The organism is Micromonospora globbae (assembly GCF_003610785.1).
GTDB lineage: Bacteria > Actinomycetota > Actinomycetes > Mycobacteriales > Micromonosporaceae > Micromonospora > Micromonospora globbae.
On sequence record NZ_RAQQ01000021.1, the window covers coordinates 23,692 to 49,173 of the forward strand.

General features: G+C 70.5%; 24 protein-coding genes, 1 tRNA gene and 1 pseudogene. 18 read left to right on the plus strand and 8 right to left on the minus strand.

Annotation, left to right across the window (positions count from 1 at the left end):
- Positions 1-33 precede the first annotated feature (33 nt).
- Together D7I43_RS24870 and D7I43_RS24875 are read left to right on the plus strand one after the other, a co-directional pair.
- Positions 34-1,773 (plus strand): CTP synthase, encoded by a 1,740-nt coding sequence (locus D7I43_RS24870; RefSeq protein WP_120330986.1) that lies wholly within the window; start codon positions 34-36, stop codon positions 1,771-1,773.
- Positions 1,770-2,375 (plus strand): NUDIX domain-containing protein, encoded by a 606-nt coding sequence (locus D7I43_RS24875; RefSeq protein WP_120330987.1) that lies wholly within the window; start codon positions 1,770-1,772, stop codon positions 2,373-2,375. The genes D7I43_RS24870 and D7I43_RS24875 overlap by 4 nt, the downstream gene beginning before the upstream one ends.
- A 61-nt stretch (positions 2,376-2,436) precedes the next feature.
- Here the strand turns inward: D7I43_RS24875 and D7I43_RS24880 are convergent, their stop codons facing one another.
- Positions 2,437-2,712 carry a TM2 domain-containing protein gene (locus D7I43_RS24880; protein WP_120330988.1) on the minus strand — a complete coding sequence of 92 codons (276 nt, stop codon included), beginning with the start codon at positions 2,710-2,712 and terminating at the stop codon, positions 2,437-2,439.
- Between the two features lie 294 nt (positions 2,713-3,006).
- On the opposite strand from D7I43_RS24880, the gene ald reads away from it, so the two are divergent.
- From ald to D7I43_RS24910, 6 genes are all read left to right on the plus strand, one after another.
- Complete coding sequence (ald, locus tag D7I43_RS24885) at positions 3,007-4,122, plus strand: alanine dehydrogenase (RefSeq protein WP_120330989.1); 1,116 nt, start codon at positions 3,007-3,009, stop codon at positions 4,120-4,122.
- Between the two features lie 12 nt (positions 4,123-4,134).
- A complete protein-coding gene (locus D7I43_RS24890; protein ID WP_120330990.1) occupies positions 4,135-5,127 on the plus strand; it encodes a site-specific tyrosine recombinase XerD in 993 nt (330 codons plus the stop codon).
- A 227-nt stretch (positions 5,128-5,354) separates the two neighbouring features.
- Positions 5,355-6,278, plus strand: a complete 924-nt coding sequence (locus D7I43_RS24895; protein ID WP_120330991.1) for a ParA family protein — start codon at positions 5,355-5,357, stop codon at positions 6,276-6,278.
- Positions 6,279-6,319: 41 nt separating this feature from the next.
- On the plus strand, positions 6,320-7,258 hold the full coding sequence (locus tag D7I43_RS24900) for a segregation and condensation protein A (RefSeq protein WP_120330992.1): 939 nt from the start codon (positions 6,320-6,322) through the stop codon (positions 7,256-7,258).
- A 4-nt stretch (positions 7,259-7,262) separates the two neighbouring features.
- Positions 7,263-8,210 (plus strand): SMC-Scp complex subunit ScpB, encoded by a 948-nt coding sequence (gene scpB / locus D7I43_RS24905; RefSeq protein ID WP_192902262.1) that lies wholly within the window; start codon positions 7,263-7,265, stop codon positions 8,208-8,210.
- Positions 8,197-8,961, plus strand: coding sequence for a pseudouridine synthase (locus tag D7I43_RS24910; RefSeq protein ID WP_120330993.1), 765 nt, complete (start codon positions 8,197-8,199; stop codon positions 8,959-8,961). Before scpB ends, D7I43_RS24910 begins: the two co-directional genes overlap by 14 nt.
- A gap of 3 nt (positions 8,962-8,964) precedes the next feature.
- Here D7I43_RS24910 and tnpB read toward each other — a convergent pair whose 3' ends face one another.
- Together tnpB and D7I43_RS24920 are read right to left on the minus strand one after the other, a co-directional pair.
- Positions 8,965-10,350, minus strand: a complete 1,386-nt coding sequence (tnpB, locus tag D7I43_RS24915) for an IS607 family element RNA-guided endonuclease TnpB (protein ID WP_120330994.1) — start codon at positions 10,348-10,350, stop codon at positions 8,965-8,967.
- Positions 10,344-10,622, minus strand: coding sequence for a hypothetical protein (locus D7I43_RS24920; protein ID WP_120330995.1), 279 nt, complete (start codon positions 10,620-10,622; stop codon positions 10,344-10,346). Before D7I43_RS24920 ends, tnpB begins: the two co-directional genes overlap by 7 nt.
- Before the next feature lie 594 nt (positions 10,623-11,216).
- On the opposite strand from D7I43_RS24920, the gene cmk reads away from it, so the two are divergent.
- The 5 genes from cmk (at position 11,217) to D7I43_RS24945 (ending at position 15,604) form a co-directional block, all read left to right on the plus strand.
- Positions 11,217-11,897, plus strand: coding sequence for a (d)CMP kinase (cmk, locus tag D7I43_RS24925; protein WP_120330996.1), 681 nt, complete (start codon positions 11,217-11,219; stop codon positions 11,895-11,897).
- Positions 11,898-12,000: 103 nt separating this feature from the next.
- Positions 12,001-13,401 (plus strand): ribosome biogenesis GTPase Der, encoded by a 1,401-nt coding sequence (gene der / locus D7I43_RS24930; RefSeq protein ID WP_120330997.1) that lies wholly within the window; start codon positions 12,001-12,003, stop codon positions 13,399-13,401.
- A gap of 393 nt (positions 13,402-13,794) precedes the next feature.
- Positions 13,795-13,868: transfer RNA gene (locus D7I43_RS24935), tRNA-Pro, on the plus strand.
- Positions 13,869-13,987: 119 nt separating this feature from the next.
- Entirely contained in the window at positions 13,988-15,136 is a 1,149-nt protein-coding gene (locus D7I43_RS24940; protein WP_120330998.1) for a tyrosine-type recombinase/integrase, read from the plus strand.
- A 222-nt stretch (positions 15,137-15,358) separates the two neighbouring features.
- Complete coding sequence (locus tag D7I43_RS24945; RefSeq protein ID WP_120330999.1) at positions 15,359-15,604, plus strand: helix-turn-helix domain-containing protein; 246 nt, start codon at positions 15,359-15,361, stop codon at positions 15,602-15,604.
- A gap of 208 nt (positions 15,605-15,812) precedes the next feature.
- Here the strand turns inward: D7I43_RS24945 and D7I43_RS24950 are convergent, their stop codons facing one another.
- The 5 genes and pseudogenes from D7I43_RS24950 to D7I43_RS24970 all read right to left on the minus strand — a co-directional run bounded on the left by D7I43_RS24950 (position 15,813) and on the right by D7I43_RS24970 (position 18,823).
- Positions 15,813-16,415: a nucleotidyl transferase AbiEii/AbiGii toxin family protein gene (locus tag D7I43_RS24950; protein ID WP_240033141.1), complete on the minus strand. Its 603-nt coding sequence runs from the start codon at positions 16,413-16,415 to the stop codon at positions 15,813-15,815.
- Positions 16,416-16,465: 50 nt separating this feature from the next.
- Positions 16,466-16,816, minus strand: a complete 351-nt coding sequence (locus D7I43_RS24955; RefSeq protein WP_120331001.1) for a hypothetical protein — start codon at positions 16,814-16,816, stop codon at positions 16,466-16,468.
- A gap of 159 nt (positions 16,817-16,975) precedes the next feature.
- Positions 16,976-17,868 (minus strand): annotated as a pseudogene (locus tag D7I43_RS24960) (IS5 family transposase).
- 246 nt (positions 17,869-18,114) lie between these two features.
- On the minus strand, positions 18,115-18,477 hold the full coding sequence (locus D7I43_RS24965; protein WP_120331002.1) for a hypothetical protein: 363 nt from the start codon (positions 18,475-18,477) through the stop codon (positions 18,115-18,117).
- A gap of 76 nt (positions 18,478-18,553) precedes the next feature.
- Complete coding sequence (locus D7I43_RS24970; RefSeq protein ID WP_120331003.1) at positions 18,554-18,823, minus strand: hypothetical protein; 270 nt, start codon at positions 18,821-18,823, stop codon at positions 18,554-18,556.
- Between the two features lie 255 nt (positions 18,824-19,078).
- Here D7I43_RS24970 and D7I43_RS24975 point away from each other — a divergent pair, with 255 nt between their 5' ends.
- The 5 genes from D7I43_RS24975 to D7I43_RS24995 all read left to right on the plus strand — a co-directional run bounded on the left by D7I43_RS24975 (position 19,079) and on the right by D7I43_RS24995 (position 25,416).
- Positions 19,079-19,495: a MobC family plasmid mobilization relaxosome protein gene (locus D7I43_RS24975; protein ID WP_147427289.1), complete on the plus strand. Its 417-nt coding sequence runs from the start codon at positions 19,079-19,081 to the stop codon at positions 19,493-19,495.
- Complete coding sequence (locus D7I43_RS24980) at positions 19,492-20,928, plus strand: relaxase (RefSeq protein WP_120331005.1); 1,437 nt, start codon at positions 19,492-19,494, stop codon at positions 20,926-20,928. The genes D7I43_RS24975 and D7I43_RS24980 overlap by 4 nt, the downstream gene beginning before the upstream one ends.
- A 49-nt stretch (positions 20,929-20,977) precedes the next feature.
- Complete coding sequence (locus tag D7I43_RS24985; RefSeq protein WP_147427290.1) at positions 20,978-22,093, plus strand: hypothetical protein; 1,116 nt, start codon at positions 20,978-20,980, stop codon at positions 22,091-22,093.
- Positions 22,090-22,599, plus strand: coding sequence for a DUF4913 domain-containing protein (locus tag D7I43_RS24990; protein ID WP_120331007.1), 510 nt, complete (start codon positions 22,090-22,092; stop codon positions 22,597-22,599). The genes D7I43_RS24985 and D7I43_RS24990 overlap by 4 nt, the downstream gene beginning before the upstream one ends.
- A gap of 378 nt (positions 22,600-22,977) precedes the next feature.
- On the plus strand, positions 22,978-25,416 hold the full coding sequence (locus D7I43_RS24995) for an AAA family ATPase (protein ID WP_158610149.1): 2,439 nt from the start codon (positions 22,978-22,980) through the stop codon (positions 25,414-25,416).
- The last annotated feature ends 66 nt before the right edge of the window (positions 25,417-25,482 follow it).

Here is a 25,482-nt window from a genome sequence, read left to right on the forward strand (position 1 = left end):
GCACGACCGCGACGGACGACACGGGAGCAGGCCTTGGCCCCTTCAGCACGGACGACCAGGCACATCTTCGTCACCGGGGGCGTGGCCTCCTCGCTCGGTAAGGGGCTCACCGCCTCCAGCCTCGGCAACCTCCTCACGGCGCGTGGGCTCCGCGTGGTCATGCAGAAGCTCGACCCGTACCTGAACGTCGACCCGGGGACGATGAACCCCTTCCAGCACGGTGAGGTCTTCGTCACCGAGGACGGCGCCGAGACCGACCTCGACGTCGGCCACTACGAGCGGTTCCTGGACCGGGCGCTCTCCGGCAAGGCGAACGTCACCACCGGCCAGATCTACTCGGACGTGATCGCCAAGGAGCGGCGCGGGGAGTACCTCGGCGACACGGTCCAGGTCATTCCGCACATCACCAACGAGATCAAGTCCCGGATCCTCGGCATGGCCGACCCGGACGCCGACGGTCAGGTTCCCGACGTGGTGATCACGGAGGTGGGCGGCACGGTCGGCGACATCGAGTCGCTGCCGTTCCTGGAGGCGATCCGGCAGGTCCGTCACGACCTGGGCCGGGACAACTGCTTCTACCTGCACGTCTCGCTGGTGCCGTACCTGGCGCCCTCGGGCGAGCTGAAGACGAAGCCGACCCAGCACTCGGTGGCGCAGCTGCGCAGCATCGGCATCCAGCCGGACGCGCTGGTGCTGCGCTGCGACCGGGAGATCCCCGACAAGGTGAAGCAGAAGCTGTCGCTCTACTGCGACGTGGACCGGGAGGCGGTCACGGCCGCTCCGGACGCGCCCAGCATCTACGACATCCCGAAGGTGCTGCACCGGGAGGGGCTGGACGCCTACGTGGTGCGCCGGCTCGGCCTCTCCTTCCGGGACGTGGACTGGAGCAGCTGGGACGACCTGCTGGAGCGGGTGCACCGGCCCCGGCACACGGTGACCGTCGCGGTGGTCGGCAAGTACGTCGACCTGCCCGACGCGTACCTGTCGGTGAGCGAGGCGATCCGGGCGGCCGGGTTCGGCCACCGGGCCCGCGTGCAGCTGCGCTGGGTGCCCAGCGACGACTGCGTCACCCCGTCCGGGGCGGCGGCCGCCCTGGCCGGCGTGGACGGCGTCGTCATCCCCGGCGGCTTCGGCGTCCGCGGCATCGAGGGCAAGATCGGCGCGTCCCGGTACGCCCGGGAGAACCGCATCCCGCTGCTCGGCCTCTGCCTCGGCCTGCAGTGCATGACCATCGACGTGGCCCGGCACCTGGCCGGCCTGGAGGGCGCCAACTCGCTGGAGTTCGACGAGGAGGCCCGCCACCCGGTCATCGCCACGATGGCCGACCAGGAGGACATCGTCGCCGGCAAGGGCGACCTGGGCGGCACCATGCGGCTCGGGGCGTACCCGGCGAAGCTGGCCGAGGGTTCGCTGGTGGCCGAGGCGTACGGCAGCAGCGAGGTCAGCGAGCGGCACCGGCACCGGTACGAGGTGAACAACGCCTACCGTGACGCGCTCACGAAGGCGGGCCTGCACATCTCGGGCACGTCGCCGGACGGGCGGCTGGTCGAGTTCGTCGAGCTGGACCGCGAGCTGCACCCGTTCTTCGTGGCCACGCAGGCGCACCCGGAGCTGAAGAGCCGTCCGACGCGGCCGCACCCGCTGTTCGCGTCGTTCGTCCGGGCGGCCATCGCGTACTCGCAGGCCGACCAGCTCCCGGTGGACCTCGACGCGCCGGAGGCGGAGCAGGCCGCCCGCAACGGCGTCGCGGCGAAGGCGACCTCGGCGTCGTGAGCGCCGTCGAGCACCGCTACGAGGTCCGTTCCCGGCAGCAGCGCTGGTCCGGCCGGGTCTTCGAGGTGGTCACCGACGAGGTGACCATGCCGGGCGGCGGGACCGCCGCACGGGACATCGTGCGTCACGTCGGCGCGGTGGCCGTGGTGGCGCTGGACGACGCCGGCCAGGTGGTGCTGATCCGCCAGTACCGGCACGCGGTGGGTCGGCACCTGTGGGAGCTGCCCGCGGGGCTGATGGACGTCTCCGGGGAGGACCTGGCGGCCGCCGCGGCGCGGGAACTGGCCGAGGAGGCGGACCTGACCGCCGGGCGGCTGGACGTCCTGGTCGACCTGCACACCTCACCGGGGTTCACCGACGAGGTGGTGCGGGTGTTCCTGGCCCGGGACCTGGCCGACGTGCCGCCGGAGCAGCGGCACGAGCGCCGTGACGAGGAGGCCGACCTCCAGGTCCTCCGGATCGACCTCGACGAGGCGGTGGGCATGGTGCTGGCCGGCGAGATCACCAACTCGCCGGCGGTGGCGGGGCTGCTCGCCGCCGTCCGGGCCCGTGACACGGGTTGGACGGCGCTGCGGCGGGCCGACGCGCCGCTGCCGCGCTGAGTTCGGGACGACGAAAGGGGCCGTGCGGCACGCCGCACGGCCCCTTTCGTGTGGCCGGGTGTCAGTCGCGCAACGGGCGACCCTGCCCGTCGACACCACCGTTGACGAGGATCAGGATCCCGTCGATGAAGCCCCAGATGCCGCCGATGCCGCAGGTCACGATCGTCACGACGAGCTGCAGCACGCCGATCTTGGTGTGACCCATGTAGAACCGGCCGACGCCGAACGAGCCGAGCACGATGCCGAGGATGCCCGCGACGACCTTGCTCTTGTCGGAGACGCCCTGGGGGTATCCGGGTCCCTGGGGGTACCCGGGCTGATACGGAGGAGTGGTCATGACGGGACACCATATAGATCCACTGGTCTCCTGTCCGCAGCGGCACCCCCATGGTGGGACGATGATGGACAAATACTGTCCTGACGGCTGAGGGTGGCCTCCCCCGCGGGCCCGGTCCCACACCTGACAATCCGTCAGCGGGCGCCGGCACCGAATGTCACTCTGCTGGCCCTCGCGGCCCGGCGGCGCGCCTAGACTGCCGCCGGCGGGACCGGTGGACCGCGGCGGCAACGGGGCCGTCACGCACCGCGCAGTCGGGGGCCGAGAGCGCCCCTGGAGAGAGGTGACTCCATCGTGAAGGTCGGAATCCCACGCGAGGTCAAGAACCACGAGTACCGCGTGGCGATCACGCCGGCGGGCGTCAACGAGTTCGTCCGCAGCGGTCACCAGGTATTCGTCGAGTCCGGCGCCGGCGTGGGGTCCAGCATCACCGACGACGACTTCGCCGCGGCCGGCGCCAAGATCCTCCCCACGGCCGACGAGGTGTGGGAGACCGCGGAGCTGGTGCTCAAGGTCAAGGAGCCGGTGGCCGAGGAGTACCACCGGATGCGCGAGGGGCAGGTGCTCTTCACCTACCTGCACCTGGCCGCCTCGAAGGAGTGCACCGACGCGCTGATCGACCGCCGGGTCACCGGCATCGCGTACGAGACCGTGGAGCTGCCGGACCGGTCGCTGCCGCTGCTCGCCCCGATGTCCGAGGTGGCCGGTCGGCTGGCCCCGCAGGTGGGCGCGTACCACCTGCAGGCGCAGGGCGGCGGGCGCGGCATCCTCATGGGCGGCGTCTCCGGGGTGTACGCGGCCAAGACCGTGGTCATCGGCGCGGGCGTGTCCGGCATGAACGCCGCCGCCATCGCGCTCGGCCTGCAGGCCGAGGTGCTGCTGCTGGACAAGAACGTCGGGCGGCTGCGCCAGGCCGACGCCATCTACCGCGGCCACCTGCAGACGGTCGCCTCCAACGCGTACGAGATCGAACGGGCCGTGCTCGACGCGGACCTCGTCATCGGCGCGGTGCTGGTGCCCGGCGCCAAGGCCCCGACGCTGATCTCCAACGAGCTGGTCTCCCGGATGAAGCCGGGCAGCGTGCTCGTGGACATCTCCATCGACCAGGGCGGCTGCTTCGAGGACTCCCGCCCCACCACCCACGCCGACCCGGTCTACCGGGTGCACAACTCGATCTTCTACTGCGTGGCGAACATGCCGGGCGCCGTGCCACACACCAGCACATACGCCCTCACCAACGTCACCCTCCCGTACGCCCTCGAGCTGGCCAACCACGGCTGGCGCGAGGCCCTGCGCCGGGACCCCGCCCTCGCCCTCGGCCTGAACACCCACGACGGCCACGTCACCTACGGCCCGGTCGCCGAGGCCCACGGCATGAGCGTCCTCCCGCTGGCCGACGTGCTCGACTGACGGGGCGGCGGGCTGAGCACCACGACGGACAGGGCCGGCGCGGGCGGGGAACCCGCGCCGGCCCTGCGCCGCGCGGTGCGCGGCTACCTCGACCACCTCACCGTCGAACGGGGACTGTCCCCGAACACCCTCGCGTCGTACCGCCGGGACCTGGACCGCTACCTGGCGACGCTCGCCGCGGCCGGGATCGCCGACCTCGCCGCGGTCGGCACCGACCTCGTCGAGGCGCACCTGGCCCGGCTGCGCGCCGGCGAGGACGGGCACCCGCCGCTCGCCGTCTCCTCGGCCGCCCGCGCCGCCAGCGCCGTGCGCGGCCTGCACCGGTTCGCGCTGCGCGAGGGACTGGCCGGGGCCGACCCGAGCCGGGACGTGCGCCCGCCGACCCCGCCGCGCCGGCTGCCCCGCGCGCTGCCGGTCGACGACGTGGTCCGGCTGCTGGAGACGGCCGGCCCGGTCACCGCCACCGGCGACGGCGCGCCGCTCGCGCTGCGCGACCGGGCGCTGCTGGAGTTCCTGTACGGCACCGGTGCGCGCATCTCCGAGGCGGTCGGCGCGGCCGTGGACGACGTGGACCCGGACGAGGGGACCGTGCTGCTGCGGGGCAAGGGCGGGCGCAGCCGCCTCGTGCCGATCGGCGGGTACGCCGTCGAGGCGCTGCGCGCCTACCTCGTACGGGCCCGCCCCGCGCTGGCCGCCGCGGGTCGGGGCACCCCGGCGGTCTTCCTCAACGCCCGCGGCGGGGCGCTGTCCCGGCAGGGTGCGTGGACGATCCTGCGCCGCGCCGCCGAGCGGGCCGGGCTGCCGGTCGACGGTCCGGCCGCGGTCTCGCCGCACACGCTGCGCCACTCGTACGCCACCCACCTGCTCGACGGCGGAGCCGACGTCCGGGTGGTGCAGGAACTGCTCGGTCACGCGTCGGTGACCACCACCCAGGTCTACACGCTGGTCACCGTCGAGCGGCTGCGGGAGGTGTACGCGACCGCGCACCCGCGCGCCCGGGGCTGACCCGAGCCGGCGACCCCGGGGTCTCGCCGCCCGCGACCGGCGGGCCGCGCGGCTCGACCGCGACCCGTCCGACACGCCGAGCGGCTACTGAACGGCCTGCTGGCCGGTGGCGTACAGTCGGCATCGGCGGATCCCCTGGAGCTGTCGGGCCGGGGTGCGCAGCGGCGCCGCGAGGGACGTCGGACGGCTCCGACGCCGGGTGGTCGTCGGGAGGGGGCAACGAGGACATGGCGGGCAACGAGGACCGTGCCGAGACGTGGACGTCGGAGCTCCGTGAGCAGCAGGCCACCCTCGGCGCCGACCTCGGCCCCGCGGACCCGGCCGCCTACACCATGCGCAAGCCGATCCCCGAGCCGATGCCGACCGACCGGCACGGCCCGGCGCGGATCATCGCGATGGCCAACCAGAAGGGCGGCGTCGGCAAGACCACCACGACGATCAACCTGGGTGCGGCCCTCGCCGAGTACGGCCGCAAGGTGCTGCTGGTCGACTTCGACCCGCAGGGCGCGCTCTCGGTGGGGCTGGGCGTCAACCCGCACAACCTCGACCTGTCGGTCTACAACCTGCTCATGCAGGACGACATCACCGCCGAGGACGTCCTGATCAAGACGGACGTGGCGGGGCTGCACCTGCTGCCGGCCAACATCGACCTCTCCGCCGCCGAGATCCAGCTGGTCAACGAGGTCGCCCGGGAGATGGCTCTCGCGCGGGTGCTGCGGTCGATCCGCAAGGAGTACGACTTCATCCTGATCGACTGCCAGCCGTCGCTCGGCCTGCTGGCCATCAACGCGCTGACCGTCGCGCACGGCGTGCTCATCCCGCTGGAGTGCGAGTTCTTCAGCCTGCGCGGCGTCGCCCTGCTGCTCGACACCATCGACAAGGTGCGCGAGCGGCTCAACTTCGACCTGGAGCTCGAAGGCATCCTCGCCACCATGTACGACAGCCGCACCACCCACTGCCGGCAGGTGCTCCAGCGCGTGGTCGAGGCGTTCGGCGACAAGGTCTACCAGACCGTCATCACCAAGACGGTGAAGTTCCCCGAGTCCACCGTCGCGGGCGCCCCCATCACGACGCTCGACCCGGCCTCGTCCGGTGCGCGCAACTACCGCCAGTTGGCCCGTGAGGTGATCGCCGCGCAGGCCGAGCGGTAGGTGCCGGTGCCCCGTCGCGCCCCGTCCACTACGGTCGTCGCGTGACCGCCCCGCCCCTCGACCCGCCCACCGCGCCCGACCAACCGTCCGGGACCACCGCCGGCCCCGGCGCGGAGGAGACCGGCCCGGGGGAGGGCGGCTTCACCGTCCGGCTGGCGAACTTCACCGGCCCGTTCGACCTGCTGCTCCAGCTCATCGGCAAGCACAAGCTGGACGTCACCGAGGTGGCGCTGCACCAGGTCACCGACGAGTTCATCGCCTACATCCGGGCGATGGGCGACCAGTGGGACCTGGACGAGGCCAGCGAGTTCCTGCTCATCGCGGCCACCCTGCTCGACCTGAAGGCGGCCCGGCTGCTGCCCGCCGCCGAGGTGGAGGACGAGGAGGACCTGGCGCTGCTCGAGGCGCGGGACCTGCTCTTCGCGCGGCTGCTGCAGTACAAGGCGTTCAAGGAGGCCGCCGCGCACCTCGCCGAGCTGGAGGCCGAAGGCGGCCGGCGGTACCCGCGGGCGGTCGCCCTGGAACCCCGGTACGCCGAGGCGCTGCCCGACCTGGTGCTCGGCATCGGCGCGGAGCGGCTGCGCGCGCTCGCGCTGCGGGCGCTCACCCCGAAGCCGGTGCCCGAGGTGTCCATCGCCCACGTGCACATGGTCCGGGTCAGCGTCCGGGAGCACGCCGCGATCATCGCGGACCGGCTGCGCCGGGCCGGCACCGCCACCTTCTCGACGCTCTGCGCCGACTGCGAGGCCACCCTGGAGGTGGTGGCCCGGTTCCTGGCCCTGCTGGAGCTGTACCGCGAGGGCCTGGTGGCCTTCGTCCAGGAGCAGGCGCTGGAGGAGCTGACCATCCGTTGGACCGGCCCCGCCGACGGGGGGCCGGACCTGCAGATCGACGAGTACGCCGGCACCCCCGCCGAGACCGGTGCCGCGGGAACGCCGACGCCCACCGGAACCCTCGACGCGGGCACCAGCGAGGATTGACGCGATGAGCACCGAGGAGCACCGCCACTCACTGGCCGACCAGGCGGCGGCCTGGGTCCCGCCCTGGGAGCGGCCCCGCCCGCCCCGCGACACCCCACCGGACGCCGGCGACGACTCGCCACGCCCCGATCATGGTGGGGAGACGCCCCCCGAGGGGGCAGCAGCGTCGACGATCCCAGCCGAGCCCGAGCCCGCCACCAACCCCGAGCCCGAGCCCGAGCCGGTGCCCACGGCCGAGCCCGATACCGGCGGGCCAGCGGCCGCCGAGCCCGCGGCCGCCGAGCCCGATCCCGCCGAGCCCGCGGCCGGCGGGCCCGAGCCGGTGGCGGGCGCGGCGGCCCGCGTACCGCCGAAGCGGCCGGCGCAGCGGCGGCGCGCGACGCCCCCGGAGCCGGCGCGGCAGCTCGACGACGCCGAGCTGCGCGGCGCCCTCGAGGCGATCCTGCTCGTCGTCGACGAGCCGGTGAGCGAGGCGACCCTGGCCGACGTGCTGGAGCAGCCGGCGACGCGGATCGGCGCGATGCTCGACGAGATCTCCGCCGGCTACACCGCGGCCGGGCACGGCTTCGACCTGCGGCGCGCCGCGGGCGGCTGGCGCCTCTACACCCGCCCGGAATACGCGACCTACGTGGAGCGGTTCGTGTTGGACGGGCAGTCCGTCCGGCTGACGCAGGCCGCGCTGGAGACCCTCGCGGTGGTCGCCTACAAGCAGCCCGTCACCCGGTCGCGCATCTCGGCGATCCGGGGTGTCAACTGCGACGGCGTGATCCGTACCCTGGTCACCCGCGGACTGGTCGAGGAGTGCGGCACCGAACCCGAGAGCGGTGCGTTCCTCTACCGGACGACCCCCCTGTTCCTGGAGAAGCTGGGCCTGAACAGCGTCGACGAGCTGCCGCCGCTCGCGCCGTTCCTGCCCGACGATGTGGAAGAGCTGAGCGATGCCACGCGATGACCGCACACCCCCGACCGACGCCCCGGCGGGCGCCGAGCGCCTGCAGAAGGTGCTCGCCGCCGCCGGCGTGGGCTCCCGGCGCGCCTGCGAAGACCTGATCTTCCGGCGCCGGGTGACCGTGAACGGGCGGGTGGCGCAGCTCGGTGACAAGGTCGACCCGGCCACCGCCGTGATCCACGTCGACGGGGAACGCGTCGTCACCGACACCCGCCTGGTCTACCTGGCCATGAACAAGCCGCGCGGGGTCGTCTCGACGATGGCCGACGAGAAGGGGCGCACGGCGCTGGCCGACTTCCTCGGCAACCGGGTGGAGCAGCGCGTCTACCACGTCGGGCGGCTCGACGCCGACAGCGAGGGGCTGCTGCTGCTCACCAACGACGGCACGCTGGCGCACCGGCTCATGCACCCGTCCTACGGGGTGTCGAAGACGTACCTGTGCGAGGTGGCCGGGCCGATCCCGCGCAACCTCGGCAAGCGGCTGACGGCCGGCGTCGAGCTGGAGGACGGGCCGGCGAAGGTCGACGCGTTCCGGGTGGTGGACACGCTGGGACGGACCGCCCAGGTGGAGTTGACCCTGCACGAAGGGCGCAAGCACATCGTCCGCCGGATGCTGGCCGAGGTCGGGCACCCCGTCTCCCGGCTCGTGCGCACCGCCATCGGGCCCATCCGCCTCGGAGACCTGCGCCCCGGGCGTACCCGGCGGCTCACCAACGCCGAGATCGCCGCCCTGTTCAAGGCGGTGGGTGACTGACCGTTACCGCTCGGCGCGTCTTGGTTGCGCACGATTGGTAGTCCCTCCTTGCGGTGGGACGGTCCCGGTCTGACCGGCGGGTGCCGTGCCGGGTTCACGCTTCACGGCCGCCTGCCCGCGTGCGCGGGTCTTACGGTCGGCTCCACGTGCTGCCACCGGGCCACTCCCGGCGGGTTTGAACTCGGCCGCTAGTGCGGCCAGGTTCAGTGAGGCGTTGTGATCGCGGTCGATGGTGAGGCCGCACGCCTGGCAGGTGTAGTCGCGGTCGGACAGCGCGAGTTTGGCTTTCACCGCGCCGCAGCCCGAACAGGTTTTACTTGACGGGTACCAGCGGTCGGCGGTGATTAGCTGGCCGCCGTTCCAATCGGTCTTGTAGGCGAGCTGACGGCGGATCTGCGCGAATCCAGCGTCGGCGATGTGCCGGGCCAATGTTCGGTTGCGCAGCATGCCGGTCACGTTGAGGTCTTCCACCACGACCGTGCCGTACTCGCGGGCGAGTCGGGTGGTCAGCTTGTGCAGGCCGTCGCGACGCAGGTTCGCCACCCGGGCGTGCACGCGGGCGAGTTGGTTCGCGGTCCGCTGCCAGCGGTTCGACGCGCGCTGTCCGGTGCTCCGGTCTGGGCCGACCTTGCGCGACAGTACCCTGCCGAGGTGCCGCAGTCGGGTGTGCGCGGCGGCCAGGTGGCGCGGGTTGTCGACCAGCTCGCCGGTGGACAACACCGCGAGGTGCCTGATCCCGAGGTCCACGCCGATCACCGAACCCGGCCGGACCGGTGTACGTTCGGCACGATCAACCTCGACGCAGAACGCCACATGCCACCTGCCGCCGTCGCGGCGCACGGTCGCGGACATGATCCGGGCTGTGCCGGCCTCCAGCCGGCGGGCCAGCTTACGAGCCGACTCGTGCAACTTCAGCCGGCCAAGCCGGGGAAGCACGATGTGCTTGCGGTCAGGCTCGACGCGGATGGCGCCGGTTGTGAACCGCACGGACGGGGTGGTGCGGCGGCGGGACTTGAACCGGGGAAACCCGACCGGGCGTCCGGCACGCGTGCCGCTGCGCGAGTCGGCCCAGTTCTTCAACGCACGGGCCAGCTGGTCAAGACCGGTGTTGAACGCCTCCTTCGAGCACTCCCGCCACCACGGGGCGACCTGCTCCTTGCTGGCGTTCCACGCCCTCCGCAGCGCTGGTAGCGTCCACGACATGCTCGGGGTGAGCAACTGCTCCGGCACGCCATAGGACCGCTCCGCGGCCCGCTGCTCCATCACGGCCTTCACCCGCGCCAGCGCCCAATTGTGGGCAACACGCGCGGCCCCCGCGTGCGCCAGCACCGCCCGTTCCTGGACCGGACTCAGATCCAAGGCAAACCGAAACGCCTGGACCGTCAACACGCCGAGTCATCCCTGATGACGGCCTCGACAGCATGCCGCGCCCGGTCCGCGGCAACAAGCTCCTCGTAGAAGCGGACGCACAACGACACCTCAGTCACGTCGCCTACGAGATCGTCATCCACCCCGGCCGGGTCGGCCGCGAGCAACCGGCGACCCTGCGTGGCGAGAGCGGCGTCACACATGCTCCCCGCCGAACCACAACGACCGGCCTGGTACTCAACCACAATCGTCGTCACCGAATCCGGCAGCCACGCGACGAATCCCTCAGGCACCCGTCGAACGCCGAGCCACCCTCAGTCACCACCTGGTGCATCCTGAAATTGCGCTCAGCAGCCCACTCGGCGACCCGGGCCTCCTGCCGACCCAGACCCACTTCCTGCACGCCGACGGGACGCCCGCGTACATCAGCGACCTACCCCGCCCCCGAAACCCGCACCAGCCACTGGCCAGCCAACCGTCATGAAACGACCCAACCCTCGGAACAGTCAGCGTCCCGGACTCGTAACGCCGCCGCCGGTCGTATACGAAATCCCCATGGCCGACGTTACCCCTTCAAATTCACACAGCGATTGTTAATGCTCAGAATACGCAAGCACACCATCATGGCGGCGGTTGACCTCCCCGCCGGGCGGGTACCGCCACCGGTAGGCTCCGTGGCGGCCGCGTGGCGGCCGCGCGGCGTGCTTCCGTGGCGACGGCCGCGTGGTGTGCTCCGTGCGGGCGGGCCGATGGTGCCGTGGCGCGGGTCGCGCGCCCCGGCGTCCCGCGCGCCCCGGGTCGGGGCGGCGGGCATCATGGACGAGGGACATCCGCTCACGGCGCCGGAGGGCCGGCGATCCGCGAGGTACGGGCTGAGGAGGACGACGGTGGAGGAAAACGTGCGAGCCGGGCGATGCGTGGTCGCTGTGGACGGGCCGTCCGGTTCGGGGAAGTCCACCGTCTCCCGGCGGCTCGCCGCCGGTATCGGTGCCCGCTACCTGGACACGGGCGCGATGTACCGGGCGATCACCTGGGCGGTGCTGCGCTCCGGGGTCGACCTCACCGACGCCGAGGCGGTCGCCAAGGTCGCGGGTGAGGTGGACCTGCGTATCGGCACCGACCCCGAGGGGTACGCCGTGACCGCTGACGGGGTCAGCGTGGACAAGGAGATCCGTGGGCCGGAGGTGACCGGCGCGGTGTCCGCCGTGGCGGCCGTCCCGGCCGTCCGCGCGCTGCTGGTGGCCCGGCAGCAGGAGATGATCGCCAATGCCGGCCGGATCGTGGTCGAGGGCCGCGACATCGGGGCCGTGGTGGCGCCGGACGCCGACCTGAAGGTCTACCTGACCGCCTCCGAGGCGGCCCGGGCGGCGCGGCGCAGCGCCGAGGACGCGACCGACGCGGCGGCGACCGCCGCCGACCTGGCCCGCCGGGACCGGCTCGACTCGACCCGCAAGACGTCGCCCCTGCAGCAGGCGCCGGACGCCGTGGTGCTCGACACCACCGAGCTGGGTATCGACGAGGTCGTCCAGCGGCTGCGCGATCTGCTCGCCGAGCGGGGAGTGGCATGAGCGGGCGCGTCGCGGGGCGTCGTGGCGTCACGAGCGAACAGCGGATCATCGGGCACAGCACGGTCGAGCCTCGTGGCGACGCCGGCCAGAGGGAGGCGTCGGCATGAGCGAGGGTGGTTGGGTCGAGCTGCGGGAGCCGGACCTCGAGACCGAGGAGCCGACCGGCCCGCAGCCGGTGGTGGCCGTCGTCGGCCGCCCGAACGTGGGCAAGTCGACGCTGGTCAACCGGATCATCGGCCGCCGACAGGCGGTCGTCGAGGACGTTCCCGGCGTGACGCGTGACCGCGTGCCGTACGACGCGCAGTGGGCCGGTCGGGCGTTCACCGTGGTGGACACCGGCGGCTGGGAGCCGGACGCGAAGGACCGGGCGGCGGCGATCGCCGCGCAGGCCGAGGCAGCGGTGGCCACCGCGGACGTGGTGCTGTTCGTGGTCGACGCCATGGTGGGCTCGACCGACGTGGACGAGGCGGCCGTGAAGATGCTGCGGCGCAGCGCCAAGCCGGTCATCCTGGTGGCGAACAAGGCCGACAACGCCTCGATCGAGATGGAGTCCGCCTCGCTCTGGTCGCTCGGCCTCGGCGAGCCGTACCCGGTCTCCGCGCTGCACGGCCGGGGGTCGGGCGAACTCCTCGACGCGATCATGGACGCGCTGCCGGAGGCGCCACCGGTCGCCGAGCACCGGCCGCGGGGCCCCCGTCGCGTGGCGCTCGTCGGACGCCCGAACGTGGGCAAGTCCAGCCTGCTCAACCGGTTCTCCGGTGAGGAGCGGGCGGTGGTCGACTCGGTGGCGGGCACCACCGTCGACCCGGTGGACAGCCTCGTGCAGATCGGCGGTGAGACCTGGCACCTGGTCGACACGGCCGGGCTGCGCAAGCGGGTCGGGAGGGCCAGCGGCACCGAGTACTACGCGAGCCTGCGGACGGCCTCGGCCATCGAGGCGGCCGAGGTGGCCGTGGTGCTGCTGGACGCCAGTGAGCCGATCAGCGAGCAGGACCAGCGGATCCTGTCCATGGTCACCGAGGCCGGCCGGGCCCTCGTGATCGCGTTCAACAAGTGGGACCTCGTCGACGCGGACCGCCGCTACTACCTCGACAAGGAGATCGACCGGGAGCTGCGCCGGATCCCGTGGGCGATCCGGCTGAACCTGTCGGCCGCGACGGGCCGGGCCGTGGACAAGCTCGCCCCGGCGCTGCGCAAGGCCCTCGCGAGCTGGGAGACCCGGATCCCGACGTCCCAGCTCAACCAGTGGCTGACCGCGCTGGTGCAGGCCACCCCGCACCCCGTGCGCGGTGGGCGGGCGCCGCGGATCATGTTCGCCACGCAGGCCGGCGTGGCGCCGCCGCGGTTCGTGCTCTTCACGACCGGGCCGCTGGACGCCGGCTACCAGCGCTTCGTCGAGCGCAAGCTCCGCGAGGAGTTCGGCTTCGAGGGCAGCCCGATCGAGATTTCCGTACGCCCGCGGAAGAAGGTCGGCCCGGGCGGCCGGGGCAAGGCGCACGGCTGATCAGAGGCTGCGCTGTCTCCGACGTCGTACGGGGCCCTGAGCCTCCGGCGTGGGTGGCGCGTCGGGTTCTCGGTGACACGTGATCAAGGGGCCGGGGTGTGTGGCATCCCGGCCCCTTGTGCGCACTGATGCCTGCAACAACGGGGTTTTCGCCGCGCTCGGGCCAGGCATAGGCGTCGAGTCGATCGAGCCGCAAGGTCGACGGGTTCTCGCGGACCATCGACCCCTCCCACCTATCCTCCTAGGATGCTCTAGTGGTGGTGGGGCAGGTCATGCAGGCGCGGGATCGGCACCGGCACTGCTGGGCGCGTGGCGGGTGGGGCCTGTGCGGACGGCGTGAGGAAGCTGCGCTAAGCTGTACCGGCTGCCGCAGGGGAGACCACGCGGCAGCATCGGGACGTGGCGCAGTTTGGTAGCGCACTTGACTGGGGGTCAAGGGGTCGTCGGTTCAAATCCGGCCGTCCCGACTGGTTCTGACCAGCGGATATAGAAGATCATGTGTGATCTTGCGGTAACGTCCGCGGTAACGGAGATCGCTTAGCGTGGGTTCTGACCCCCGATTCCGTTACCGCGGAGGTGCAGCCTCATGGCTGTCTACGACTACCGCCTCGCCAACGGCCAGACCCGCTGGTTCTTCATCATCGATCTCCCGCCCGACGCCAATGGGCGCCGCCGCCAGCACAAGCGGCAAGGGTTCCCCAACCAGGCCGCCGCGCTGAAGGCGGAACAGGAAGCGCGCGCCGCCTACGGCGGAGCGGACCTCGGTGCAGACGGCAGCGTCGCCGCGGAGCTGGAAAGCTGGCTCAACGAACGCGAACTGGACGTCCAGGAGACGACGCTCAGCAACTACCGGGACGTCATCCGCTGCTACGTGGTTCCACACATCGGTGGGCGGCAGCTCTACGCCCTCGACAAGCGGGTGATCCACGAGCTGTACAAGAAACTGCTGAAGTGTGGCGGCAAGAACGACGGGCCGCTGTCGCCGACCACCGTCCGTATCGTGCACCGGATCCTCATGAAGGCGCTGGGTGACCTGGGGGTCAATGTCGAGGGCGTGCGGCAGCCCCGGCAGGCCGAGAAGGAGACGATGGGGCGCAAGGGCGTTTGGACGCCGGCGCAGTCGGCCAAGTTCCTCAAGTACCACGCCGACCACCGACTCCGGGCGGCCTGGGTGCTGGCGATCGTCGTCGGTGCGCGGCGGGGGGAGCTGGCGGGCCTCAAGTGGCCGCGCGTGGATCTCGATCGCGGCGTGCTGCTGCTGCATTGGCAACGCACCACGACCAGCAACGGGGTGGTGGAGAAAGCGCCCAAGGGCAAGAGCAAGCGGGCGGTAGCGCTCGGGCCCGCGCTGGTTGCGGAACTGCGCGCCCACCAGGAGCGCCAGGACGTGGAGAAGGCCGACGCTGGGGTCCTGTACCACGACGGTGGCTACCTGTTCTGCCGGGAGGACGGAGAGCCGTACTACCCGAAGTACTTCACCGACCAGTGGGCGAAGGCGTGCGCGGACGCGGGGGTGCCCGTGATCGCACTGCACGACGCCCGTCACACCTCCGCTACCACCGGCGCTGACGCCGGTGTGCCGGAGCACGTGATGCAGCGGCGGCTCGGCCACGCCGACAGCCGCACGACGCGCGAGGTCTACACCCACGTGTTGCCGGAGAGCGAGCGGAAGGCTGCCGAGCTCATGGAGGCGGTGCTCGGCGACGCAGCGACCTGGTCGCCGAAGGATAGGTAGGCCGACAGCTGGGTCACGCCCCGGCGGCAGTGCCGGGGCACGGTTCCGGCGAGGTGGCGGCCCGAAGCCCCGGGCATCGGCACGGTAGCCAGGTGCTGTGGCCGTTGCCGTTACCCGGGGCGGTTGCTCTCACTTGGCAACGCGCCGAGTAACCGGTCGATCGCATCGTGAGGGCTGACGCCGGTACCGGCGTGCTCACGACCTCAGGGGAGGGCGCGGACGATGTCAACCACCACAACTGGCGGGCGCAACCCGGGCCAGGCGCTGGACCAGGTCTGGACGATCGAGGCGGTGCGGGAGCTCGGCGTCACCACCGACGTGGAGACCGCTGGAGCGATCCTGGGAATCGGGCGCACCAAGGCCTACGAGCTGGCCAAGACCAACGAGTTCCCGGTGCGCCTGCTGCGCGTCGGCCGGCGGTACCTCGTGCCCGTCCCGGCAATTCTCAAGCTGCTCGCCATCGAGTAGCCGCCCTGCCACCAGTCAGGGGCTGGGAGCCCCAACGGCGGGCCCTCCTGCACGGCCCGGGATCAATTTGGTTGGTTCGCCGACAACACCAAGAGAACGACGGCGCGCACGGCTTGGAGCCGGCGCGCCGTCTGCTGTTGTCGGAGTCGTTACGGTTCCACGGCTGGGGACGGTGCCGATGAGTCCATGCCTTCGGTGAGTTCCCCGGTCAGCGGGGCCAGGCTGCGAAGCGTCGCCGCAGCCGTTCAACGTCGGCGCGAGTGAGCTGGTATGGCACAAAGGCCTCGTCGGGCATCCTGTCCAGGCGCCGGCCCACCGCTGGAACGTCCTCGGCCTCAAGTCCGGGGTCAACGCGGCGGGCCATGGCCAGCAGCTGGGCCGGGGTGTACTGGTCAAGCACCGCGGCCACATCAACGTAGTCACGCTCGCGGGCTCGTCCGACGAGCGCGGTGACTTTCCAAGCGAGCAGGTCGGCCAGGTCCATGACCGGGCCGACATCCATCACCACCGGAACGTGCAGCCGCGCCTGACAGGACAGGCTTAGCCGGACCACCTTGTTGCCCCGTTGGATCTCCCACTCCGTCATGTGGTCGTCAAAGCCGTAGATCATTGCCGACAATTCGCTGTCGTCGGCGACCGGTGTCACCTGGAAACCAGCTTCGAGCAACGCCGTCTGCACGGCCTCGGCCGCTGCGGCGACTCCGTCGGCGCGGTCGGTGAAGGCGTCGACGTCCTCGGTCGGTCGGTCGACGACTCCGTGCAGGAGCAAGGCCAGCCCTCCGCCGAGGGCGAATCCGTGCTGCTTGGCCACGGAGAGCGCGATCCGTGCGATCTCGACGTGCTCTGGGTCAGGGTGCGGCATCAGGCTGCGGCCGAAATCTGGCGCAGCACCGTATGCCGGTCCTCCCATGCGTGGCGGACACCTCGCGGCAGGTAGAGGTCGTTCCATACCCGGATCAGGGTGGGACCGTCGAGCCAGGCGCAGAGTTCATCAACCCGTACCGCTTCGGTCAGCACGATCTCGTACAGGGCGTTACGCGCCCATTCCTGGTCTAGGTCGAGGCGGCGGTCTGGCCGCCAGAGCAGCCGGTGTGGCAGCTCCACGACACCGCTGGTCGGCCCGTGCAGGGCGGCAAGATCGTCTACGACCACGGCGGAACGGCCCGGTCGGGCAAGATACCGCCGGGCGGAACGGGTCGAGGTGACGCCCATGCGTCGAGGGTAGCGCCTCGAACGGGCAAAGACGGCATGGCTGCCGATGCCAACCGCAAGGCCGATCAACGGCTGTTGGTCATCGGTTCGACACCCGGCCTGTCGGCATCGCGACCGCCACTCACGGCGCCGACCCGCTAGGGCCTGTGTCGAAGTCGGTCACAGCCATTCGTTGATGGCGGCGACCTGCACGGTGGCTTCGTAGCGCACGGCGAGCTTGTCGAATCGGGTCGCGACGGCCCGGTTGCGCTTCAGGCGGTTGATCCCGCATTCCACGGCATGGCGCTGCTTGTACCGCTCGGGGTCGAAGGCGGGTGGTCGGCCGCCCTTCGAGCCGAGTTTGCGCCGGCTGGCCTCCTGGTCAGCCTTGGACGGGATCGTCGCGGCGATTCCTCGTCGGCACAGGTAGCGGCGGTTGGCTCGGGACGTGTACGCCTTGTCAGCCAGGACCCGGTCGCGGCGGGTGCGGGGCCGGCCCGTCCCGAGGCGGGGTACCCGGATGCCATCGAGCACCGGAACGAACTGTGGGCTGTCCCCGCGTTGCCCGGCGGTCAGCACGATCGACAGCGGCTTTTGCCCCTGCTCGCAGGCCAGGTGCGGCTTTGTGGTCAGCCCGCTCCGCGACCGCCCGAGAGCGTGGTCGGCTGGCTCGACCGTGACCCCACCGGGCGGTTTGGCCTGCAGGTCCCCCTTTTGCCGCCCCGGCAGCCTGCTGATGCGCTCGGGCGACCGACGAGTCCACCGACACGTCCCACGTGATCCGCCCGGCCGCGTCGGCCGCTGTCTCCAAATGCGATCAAGATCTTCGCCCAGGTCCCGTCGCGCTGCCAGCGGCGGAACACCCCGTACGCCGCGGCCCAGGACCCGTAGCACTCCGGTATATCCCGCCACGGGGCGCCGACCCGAGTCCGCCACCGGTTCCCATCAATGAGCTGCCGCTTTATCCACCTCGGCGGCCGACCTGGCCTACGCCCGACAGACAGCAGCGGCTTCAGCGCCGCCCAATCGGCGTCGGTCAGGTCGTGCCGCCTCGTCACCGCTACAGTGGCCACGAGGTCTCCGTGCTGATGGTCTTCTTGGTCGATGAACCATCTACCGAAGGCCTCGCTATTTATCGATCAGCGACGCGCCGTCTCTCGCCCCTCACGCCGGACTTCGACACAGGCCATAGGAGCGCGTCCACGGTGGTGGGCGTGATCCAGCGGCCATCCGGGTCCGGGAGCATCGTGGCGGTCACACCGTCACCATACCGGTGGAGGGTATGCGGGACTGCGCTGTCTCAGGCAGCCAGGGAGGGCTCAGCGCCTGGCCAGTTCCTCTCTGACGGCGTTCACTGCGTGGTCACGGAGGTATTCAGCGAAGCTCTGTGCTTCCTCCGGTGTCTCGTCAAATACGTAGTAGTCATCCCCTGCCACCACTCCGCTTGAGGTGATCGGCAAGGGGTTGGAGTACCGGTCCTCCATCCAGAGCCCGTAGACCACCTCCGGCGCGCGCCCCGCCACCTTCTGCAAGGTGGCCTCATGGAGCGACAGCGCTTCCAGGAGTTCGGACGTGGATGCCTGGGTAAGGCGCTGGCCCCGGACGTTCGCCAGCCCCTCGCCCATCGACCAGGCCGCCCAGAGCGGCTTGGCCACGGAGATCACGATGGGTTGTTCGGTCACGTTCTGTCCCCTTCAGACGGTCAGGGTTGAAACGGCCAGGGTACGACCAGTCGGAGGCAGGGCGGCCAGGGAGGGCTCAGGAGGAGGCGTCCTCCGCCGCGCGCCGCGACTCCTCCTGGATCGCGGTGGCCGCCTCCCGACTGGTGATGCCCTCCCGGACCAGGACGCCGGACAGGCGCTCCGCCCAGTGGGCCCTGATGTCCTCCAGGTGGGCCGGGTCCACGTTGTACGTGCCGTCCAGGCGGATCACGATGTCCGACCCCCGGCGGCCAGGGTGGGGGACGGCCATGACCTCCAGCCATCCAAACCGCTCCGCCAGGAAGCCCCGGGCGTCCATCTCCGTCATCTGGCGTCTCCTTTGCTAGGGCCTGTTAGTGCCCGAGCAACTCTTCCTCAGCCTCGGGGTTGTGTGGCGGCGGGCGCGTACCCGGTGGCGTACGGGGTGGGAGCAAGATATGGCCATTGCTTATCAATCTGCGACCGGGCGCGGTCGCAGATTGGCAATGGAGGGCGGGCTGTGTCCGCCGTGCCGGTCGGGTGCGGCGTTGGTAGCCGCTGGCGTTGCCGCCGCCGGCAACGCCGGGGGCGCACAGTGGCGACGATGGACAGCACCAAGCCAGCCTCGCCTCGCACGGTCCGGCATCGCACCCACAGCCGGCCGGCTCGCCCGCACGCGGTGTTGCTCAGGCTGTCCGATGAGGAGAAGGCGGCGATTGACAGGGCGGCGGCCGCTGCACAGCTGACCCCGACCGGCTACGCGGCCAAGGCCGCCGTCGCCGCTGCCTCCGCCGGGCAGGCACCCGCTGGCCCGACTGACGATCTGCGCGATCTGCAGCACGAGTTGTTCGCCGCGCGCCGCGCTGTGGCGATGTTCGGTAACAACGTCAACCAGGCCGCCGCGGCCTTCAACGCCACCGGTCAGCTGCCCGACTGGGCCGCCGACGCCGTCCGGCTGTGCGCGGCCGCCGTGGCCCGGCTCGACGAGGTGATCTCCCTGATCGACAGGAGGCTACGGTGATCACACGGGTGCACCGACGCGGATCGCGAGTCGGCGGGCTGCTGCGCTACCTGTGGGGCCCGGGCAAGGCGGAGGAACACGTCAACCCTCACCTGGTAGCCGCCTGGGACGGCGCGGGCCTCCTGGCTGACCTGGAGCCCGAAGTCACGGCCACGGGCAGGCGAGATTCCCGTGGGCTGACGGCGTTGCTGGAGCAGCCGGTTCGCGCCGGCTACCGGCCGCCGAAGAAGTTCGTGTGGCATGCCAGCATGCGGCTGGCACCTGAGGACCGGCATCGTAGTATCAGCGACACGACCTGGGCGAGCATGGTGGAGCAAATGCTCACCGAGGTCGGCGTCGCCACCACCGCCACCGATCCGGGCCTGCGGTGGATCGCCATGCGGCATGCCGACGACCACGTGCACATCGTCGCCACGCTGGTGCGCGAGGACGGCCGTACCGACTGGCTGCGCAACGACTACCCGCGCTGCGTCCAGGCCACCTACAACGTGGCCCGCCGCTACAACCTGCACCGCCGGGTCCCGCCGGCGGACCGCACTGCCCATCGTCGTCCCCACCCGGTCGAGATCAGCAAGGCCCGTCGTACCGGCCGCGCTCAAACGCCCCGTGACGAGCTACGCCAGCGCGTACGAGCGGCCGTGGCCGCCGCTGGATCGGAGGAGGAGTTCTTCGCCCGGCTGCGTGAGGCAGGAGTGCTGGTGCGGCTCCGGCACAGCAGCACCGATCCGGGGCAGATCACCGGGTACGCAGTGGCACTCCCTGGCGGACACACAGCGGACGGGCGACCGGTGTACTTCGGCGGGGGCCGGTTGGCACCCGACATGACGCTGCCGAAGCTGCGGCTGCGGTGGGGCTCCCCGAAGCCGCTGTCGGCGCCGACCGTGGGCCGGGCGGAACGGGTCGAGGCGATGCGCCAGGCCGCCGCCGCAGTCACCGCGGCCGCCGAGGACATCCGCCGGGGCGTCCGTACCGCACCCGGCCGAGCGCAGGCCACCGCCGTCGCCGCGGCTGACCTGCTCACCAGCCTCGCGTACGCGGTGGAGGGCGACCGGCGCGGGCAGCTACACCGGGCAGCCGAAGTGTTCGACCGGGCGGCCCGGGACCTGTACGGACGGGTACGTCGATCCACCGGCCGTTCCCAGGAGATGCGCGCGATATCGCGGCTGGTAGCGCTGATGGGCCGAATCTCCGGCGACGACGACGCGGTCGCCGCCCTCGCGCTGGTGATGGACCTGGCCCGGCTCGCCGACGCACTCGAGGACCTGCGGCGGGCCGAGCAGCGCCTCCACCAAGCCGAGGCGGCCCGAGCCGCAGCCGCCGAGCTGCGGCTGGTAGCGGGTGGCCGGCAACAGGTGGTAGCGCTGGCGCTAACTCCCATGCCAACGCCCGAGCCGACAGTGGGAGGCGGCCGGCGTGCCGTGCGCGGCCGTTGAGCAGACAGGGGAGGTGCACGTGCCGCGCCCGGAGCAACATGAAGACCCGATGGCCGAGACCCGCCAACAGTTCCTGCAAGGGCTGGCCACGATGGCGACTGTCGGCGAGGCAGGCGCCCGGTGGGCCGCCGTCGGCATCCAGAACAAGGCTGCCGAACGGGAACGCGACGCCCAGCGTGAGCAGGCCGCCGCGACGGTTCGACGCGAAGCCGACCGGCTGGCCGCCAAGGTACGGGCGGAGCGGGAACGCATGGCGGCGTCGCTGGACGGTGATTGGTTGGTCAACAAGGCCACCTTCGCCGAGGCTGCCGCCGTCTGGCGTACCGCGACGATCCATGCCAGCAGCGACCCGGTAGCCAGGCGGGCGGCAGAGTTCGCCGAGCAACGGCTACGGCGGATCCGCCCAGATCTGATGACCGCGTACGAGCGCCATCGGCAGGCAGGAGCGCCGCTTCCCGAGGCTATGCGGGCCGCCGCGCGGGAGGTGTGGGAGCGCGATGCCCGCGCCGGCCGCCGTCCGCATGGCGGCGCTCGGGCGCACGGCGGCACACCCGACCGGCAGGGGATCAGCCCGGACGGCCCAGCCGCACTGCCACCGAGCGGCAGAGGGATGGTCGACGACTTCGACGCCGCTGTCCGCCAGGAGGCGATGAAGCTGGCTGAGCACGTCCGGCCGGAGGCCCTCGACGAGCTGCAACGCCAATGGCGTGCGACGGGGAAGCTACCCGCAGGCGATCCGGTGCAGCTGCTCCGCGACCTCTCGGCGGAGATGAGCAAGGCCGTCAGGGCCGGCGAAGCCGACGGGCGGCCGGTCGAGGCGATTCGCCTCGCCCAGAACCATGTGGAAGAGGCCCTGGCCCGGGATCTGCAAGGCCGGGCTGGCACCGAGCGCGGTCAGGGGGTGCGCGACGCCGGGACGGTCGACAACCCCCGCACCCCAGGCGATGAGCATGCGGCGGGGCAGGCAGCCAGCGTGCTTCACGACGACAGCGCCGATCACACCGTCGCCACCGCGGCTGCCATCCGCCACGCCGAAACCGTTCAGACGCCACCCTGGGCGCAGGCCTTCCCGAAGCTTCGCGTGGCACAGGTCACCCCGGCGGTCGCCGGGAAGCAACCCGCCCCGGCGGTCACCGCTGTGCCGACCCGAGGCAGGCCACGATGACGGCCACCACGTCGCAGCGGAACCGCACGGCCGCCGCTACCCAACTCGAGGAACTCGCCGCCCAGGTAGCGAAACTGGCGGCGCAGGTCGCCGACCTGCAGCAGGTCCAGGCCGAACGTACCCAGGACGGTGACGGGGAGAAGCAGGCACCGCTGTACTCGACGGTCGAGGAATGGGTGACCAAGTACCTGCTGCCCACCTTCCCGCGCCCCGTCGGCGAGGTCGGCCTGACCCGCTGGCACTGGTGCGAGCAGTGGTGGCGCCATGATGAGGCGGTGACTCGGCTGACGGCCCTGTGGTACGGCTGGGAACAGGCCCGACTGCAGATGACCGGCATGCTGCCCTGGCTTCGAGAACTCGACCACCAACTGCCCATCCTGTGTGGCGACGACGGACCTTTCCGCAACTGCGCTGCAGGCGGCGATCTCGGCGAGAAACGACACCGCTCATCGCCGGAGGTACCAGCCCAGCCCGCACCAGACAACTGGTGGAGGTGGTGGGACTAACCACCGCTTGTGACACCAGAAGCGGCCATGTCCGGAGGGCAAGAACGGTAGGGGCAGACGAAAGTTCAGTGCCCGCCGTTCCGTGGATGATGTTTCGCGCTACGGCAGGTCCACCCATCCGCGTGCGCAGCGCTTCTTCTTTCGGTCACTGCAGGTCGGGCCCACGCTGCCCTCACCGGCTTTGTCGTGACCGATCCGCATGGTGAGCTCCCTCCAGCCCGTCGGCTACGCCAAGCGGCATCGACTCGAGGGTTGGGATGATTCCGGCGTGGCTGGTACGGCGCCGCCTCGCGAATCATGTCGCAGGGCCGGGTTAGATTCAGCCGTGTGCGGCTGGCTCATGGGCTGCCAGATCAGATGCGACGTCGAGGAGGGCCGTTGCGGCTCACAAGGGTGTACGTCCGGTTCTTCAAGTCGTTCAACTTCGACTACGAACGCCGCGCGAAGGAGAACGCCAAGCGCCACGAATGGGAGATCCTCCCTGAAGGCTGGTATCCGCACGTGCGTCTCGACGTGGATCCGCAGGTCACCGCGGTAGTTGGGGCAAACGAATCGGGCAAGAGTCACCTGCTGGATGCGATCGAGTGCGTCATGGGTAGACGGCCAGTTACTCGTAGCGACTTCTGCCGTTACTCACAGTTGTATTCCGTGGAGACCGACCAGGTGCGCCTGCCTGACGTGGGCGCTGTCTTCACCGTTGGGCAGGAATCCGAGTCCACGCGGCTGGCCGAGCTGGGCGTGATCTGTGCAGTGGATGAGACCTTCTTGTTCATGCGGCCAGGTGATGGGCACCCGTTCATCGTGTGCGGCGAGACGACAACCGAGCTCGGCGACAGCGAACAGGTGAAGGCTCTCGAGGCGGTTCTGCCGCAGGTGCTGCGCTTCTCGACGAGCATCGCCGTTCCCGACAGCGTGCCGATCGCGTCCCTGTGGGGTGGACGGCTGGGAAGTCTCGCTGACCGACGTGTTCGCGGGGCGTTTCTTGATGCTGCCGAGCAGGCAGAGCCAGAAGCCGACGAAAAGACCTGGGCGCAGATCAGCACGAAGCTGTGGTCGTTCGTCCGCCGTCCCGCAACCGTTGCCGAGACGGAGCAGGAGCGCAGGAAGCGCGCTGAGACGACATTGGCCCGGCAGCTGTTGGTGGACGTCGCCCGCATCGACGAGAGCGTCTTCAAGGAGCTGCAGAAGGCCATAACGAACGGCAAGGAAGGGGAAGTCAGCGGCCTGGAAGGAAAGATCAACGAAAGCCTGGCGCGCCACCTGAACCTTTCCCGCTGGTGGAGCCAGGACACCGACTTCAAGCTGTGTGTCACGATCCGGGAGCGTGAGCTCGTCTTCACCATCCGGGACCGAACGGGAACCGAGTATTCGTTCGGTGAGCGCAGCCGCGGCCTGACGCACTTCCTCGCCTACTTCGTCCAGCTGCGCGCCCACCGGCCCAGTGAGGACCGGAGCGAGATCCTGCTTATGGATGAACCGGACGCCTACTTGTCGAACTCAGGACAGCAGGACCTCCTCCGTGTTTTGGAGAACTTCGCCGTTCCAGACGACGGCCTGCGTGCCGATCAGGTCGTCTACGTGACACATTCCCCTTTCCTGATAAACAAGAATGCTGCCTCCCGACTCCGTGTTCTCGACAAGGGCGCGCAGGAGGAGGGCACCCGCGTCGTCAAGGACGTCGTACGCACCCACTACGAACCCTTGCGGTCTTCGCTGGGTACCTATGTGGCCGAGACGGCGTTCATCGGCGGCAAAAACCTAATTGTCGAAGGCACTGCCGACCAGGTCCTTCTGGCCGGGGTATCGAACGCACTTCGTGCGCGTAGGCCGGAGGCAGCCCGCCTTCTGGACCTTAATGAGGTCACGATCGTGCCTGCGGGAAGCGCAGACAGCGTCCCGTACATCGCCTACCTCGCGCGAGGCCGCGACCCGATCAAACCTCCGTGTGTGGCGCTGCTCGACGGCGACGACGAGGGCAGGAGGGCTGTCGGGAAGCTGAGGAAGAGCGAGGCGAACCGGAAGCCAGTCTTGGACGAGAAGTTCGTCGTCTGCCTCGATAAGTGGGCCGAATCCACCCGGACGAAGGCTGACGCTGGTGCCAGACCAGAACTCGAGGGCGGTATCGCCGTGGTCGCGTCAACCAAGTCTGGCGTCGTCACCGAGATTGAAGATCTCATCCCGCCACGCATCGCGGTTCAGGCCGCCAAGTCCTACGCGAGCCGGCTGCTTGGACTCGGCTCCGAGGAAACCGATAAGATCAAGGAAAGCGATCTCAAGGACCGGCTCGACTCGGGTGGACCCCTCTGGGACGCGATCCGAGCCCTGTTCGCGGATACGCTCGGCGAGCACATCGACAAGGTCGGGTTCGCCCGCGAGGTCGTCTCCTACTTGAACGCGCTTCCCCGAACCGGCTCACGCCCACATGGTGTGAAAACGCTCGAGGATAACTTCATCAGCCTCTTGAGCCATCTCACCGAGCTGCTCGACCAAGCCTCGGCGTTGGAAGCAAACCGCCGCCGCGAGAAGCGCATGGGCCGCATCGTCCGTGGGTTCCTGGACGACTACCAGACCGGCGTCACGCGCACGCTCGCAGACAGCCGGCTGCGCGAGATCGAAAGCAGTCTGGACGACTCGGCCGCGCACGATGTCTTTAGGCTTGGCATTGCGAGACTGCGCCGCGACTTCGCCCTCCGGACAGATCCGACCAAGCCCATCGAGAACTTTCCCAGCTTCCGACAGAGGCTGGAGGACCTCACCCATCAGGAGCGCCTGGAGAGCCAAGAACCTGATGAAGAACATGCTGGTCCCGGCTACTGACCGGTTGTACGAGGGCTTTGTCTGGCCGTTGGTTGACTCGCCCTGCAAGCCCGACTTGTGCGAGTC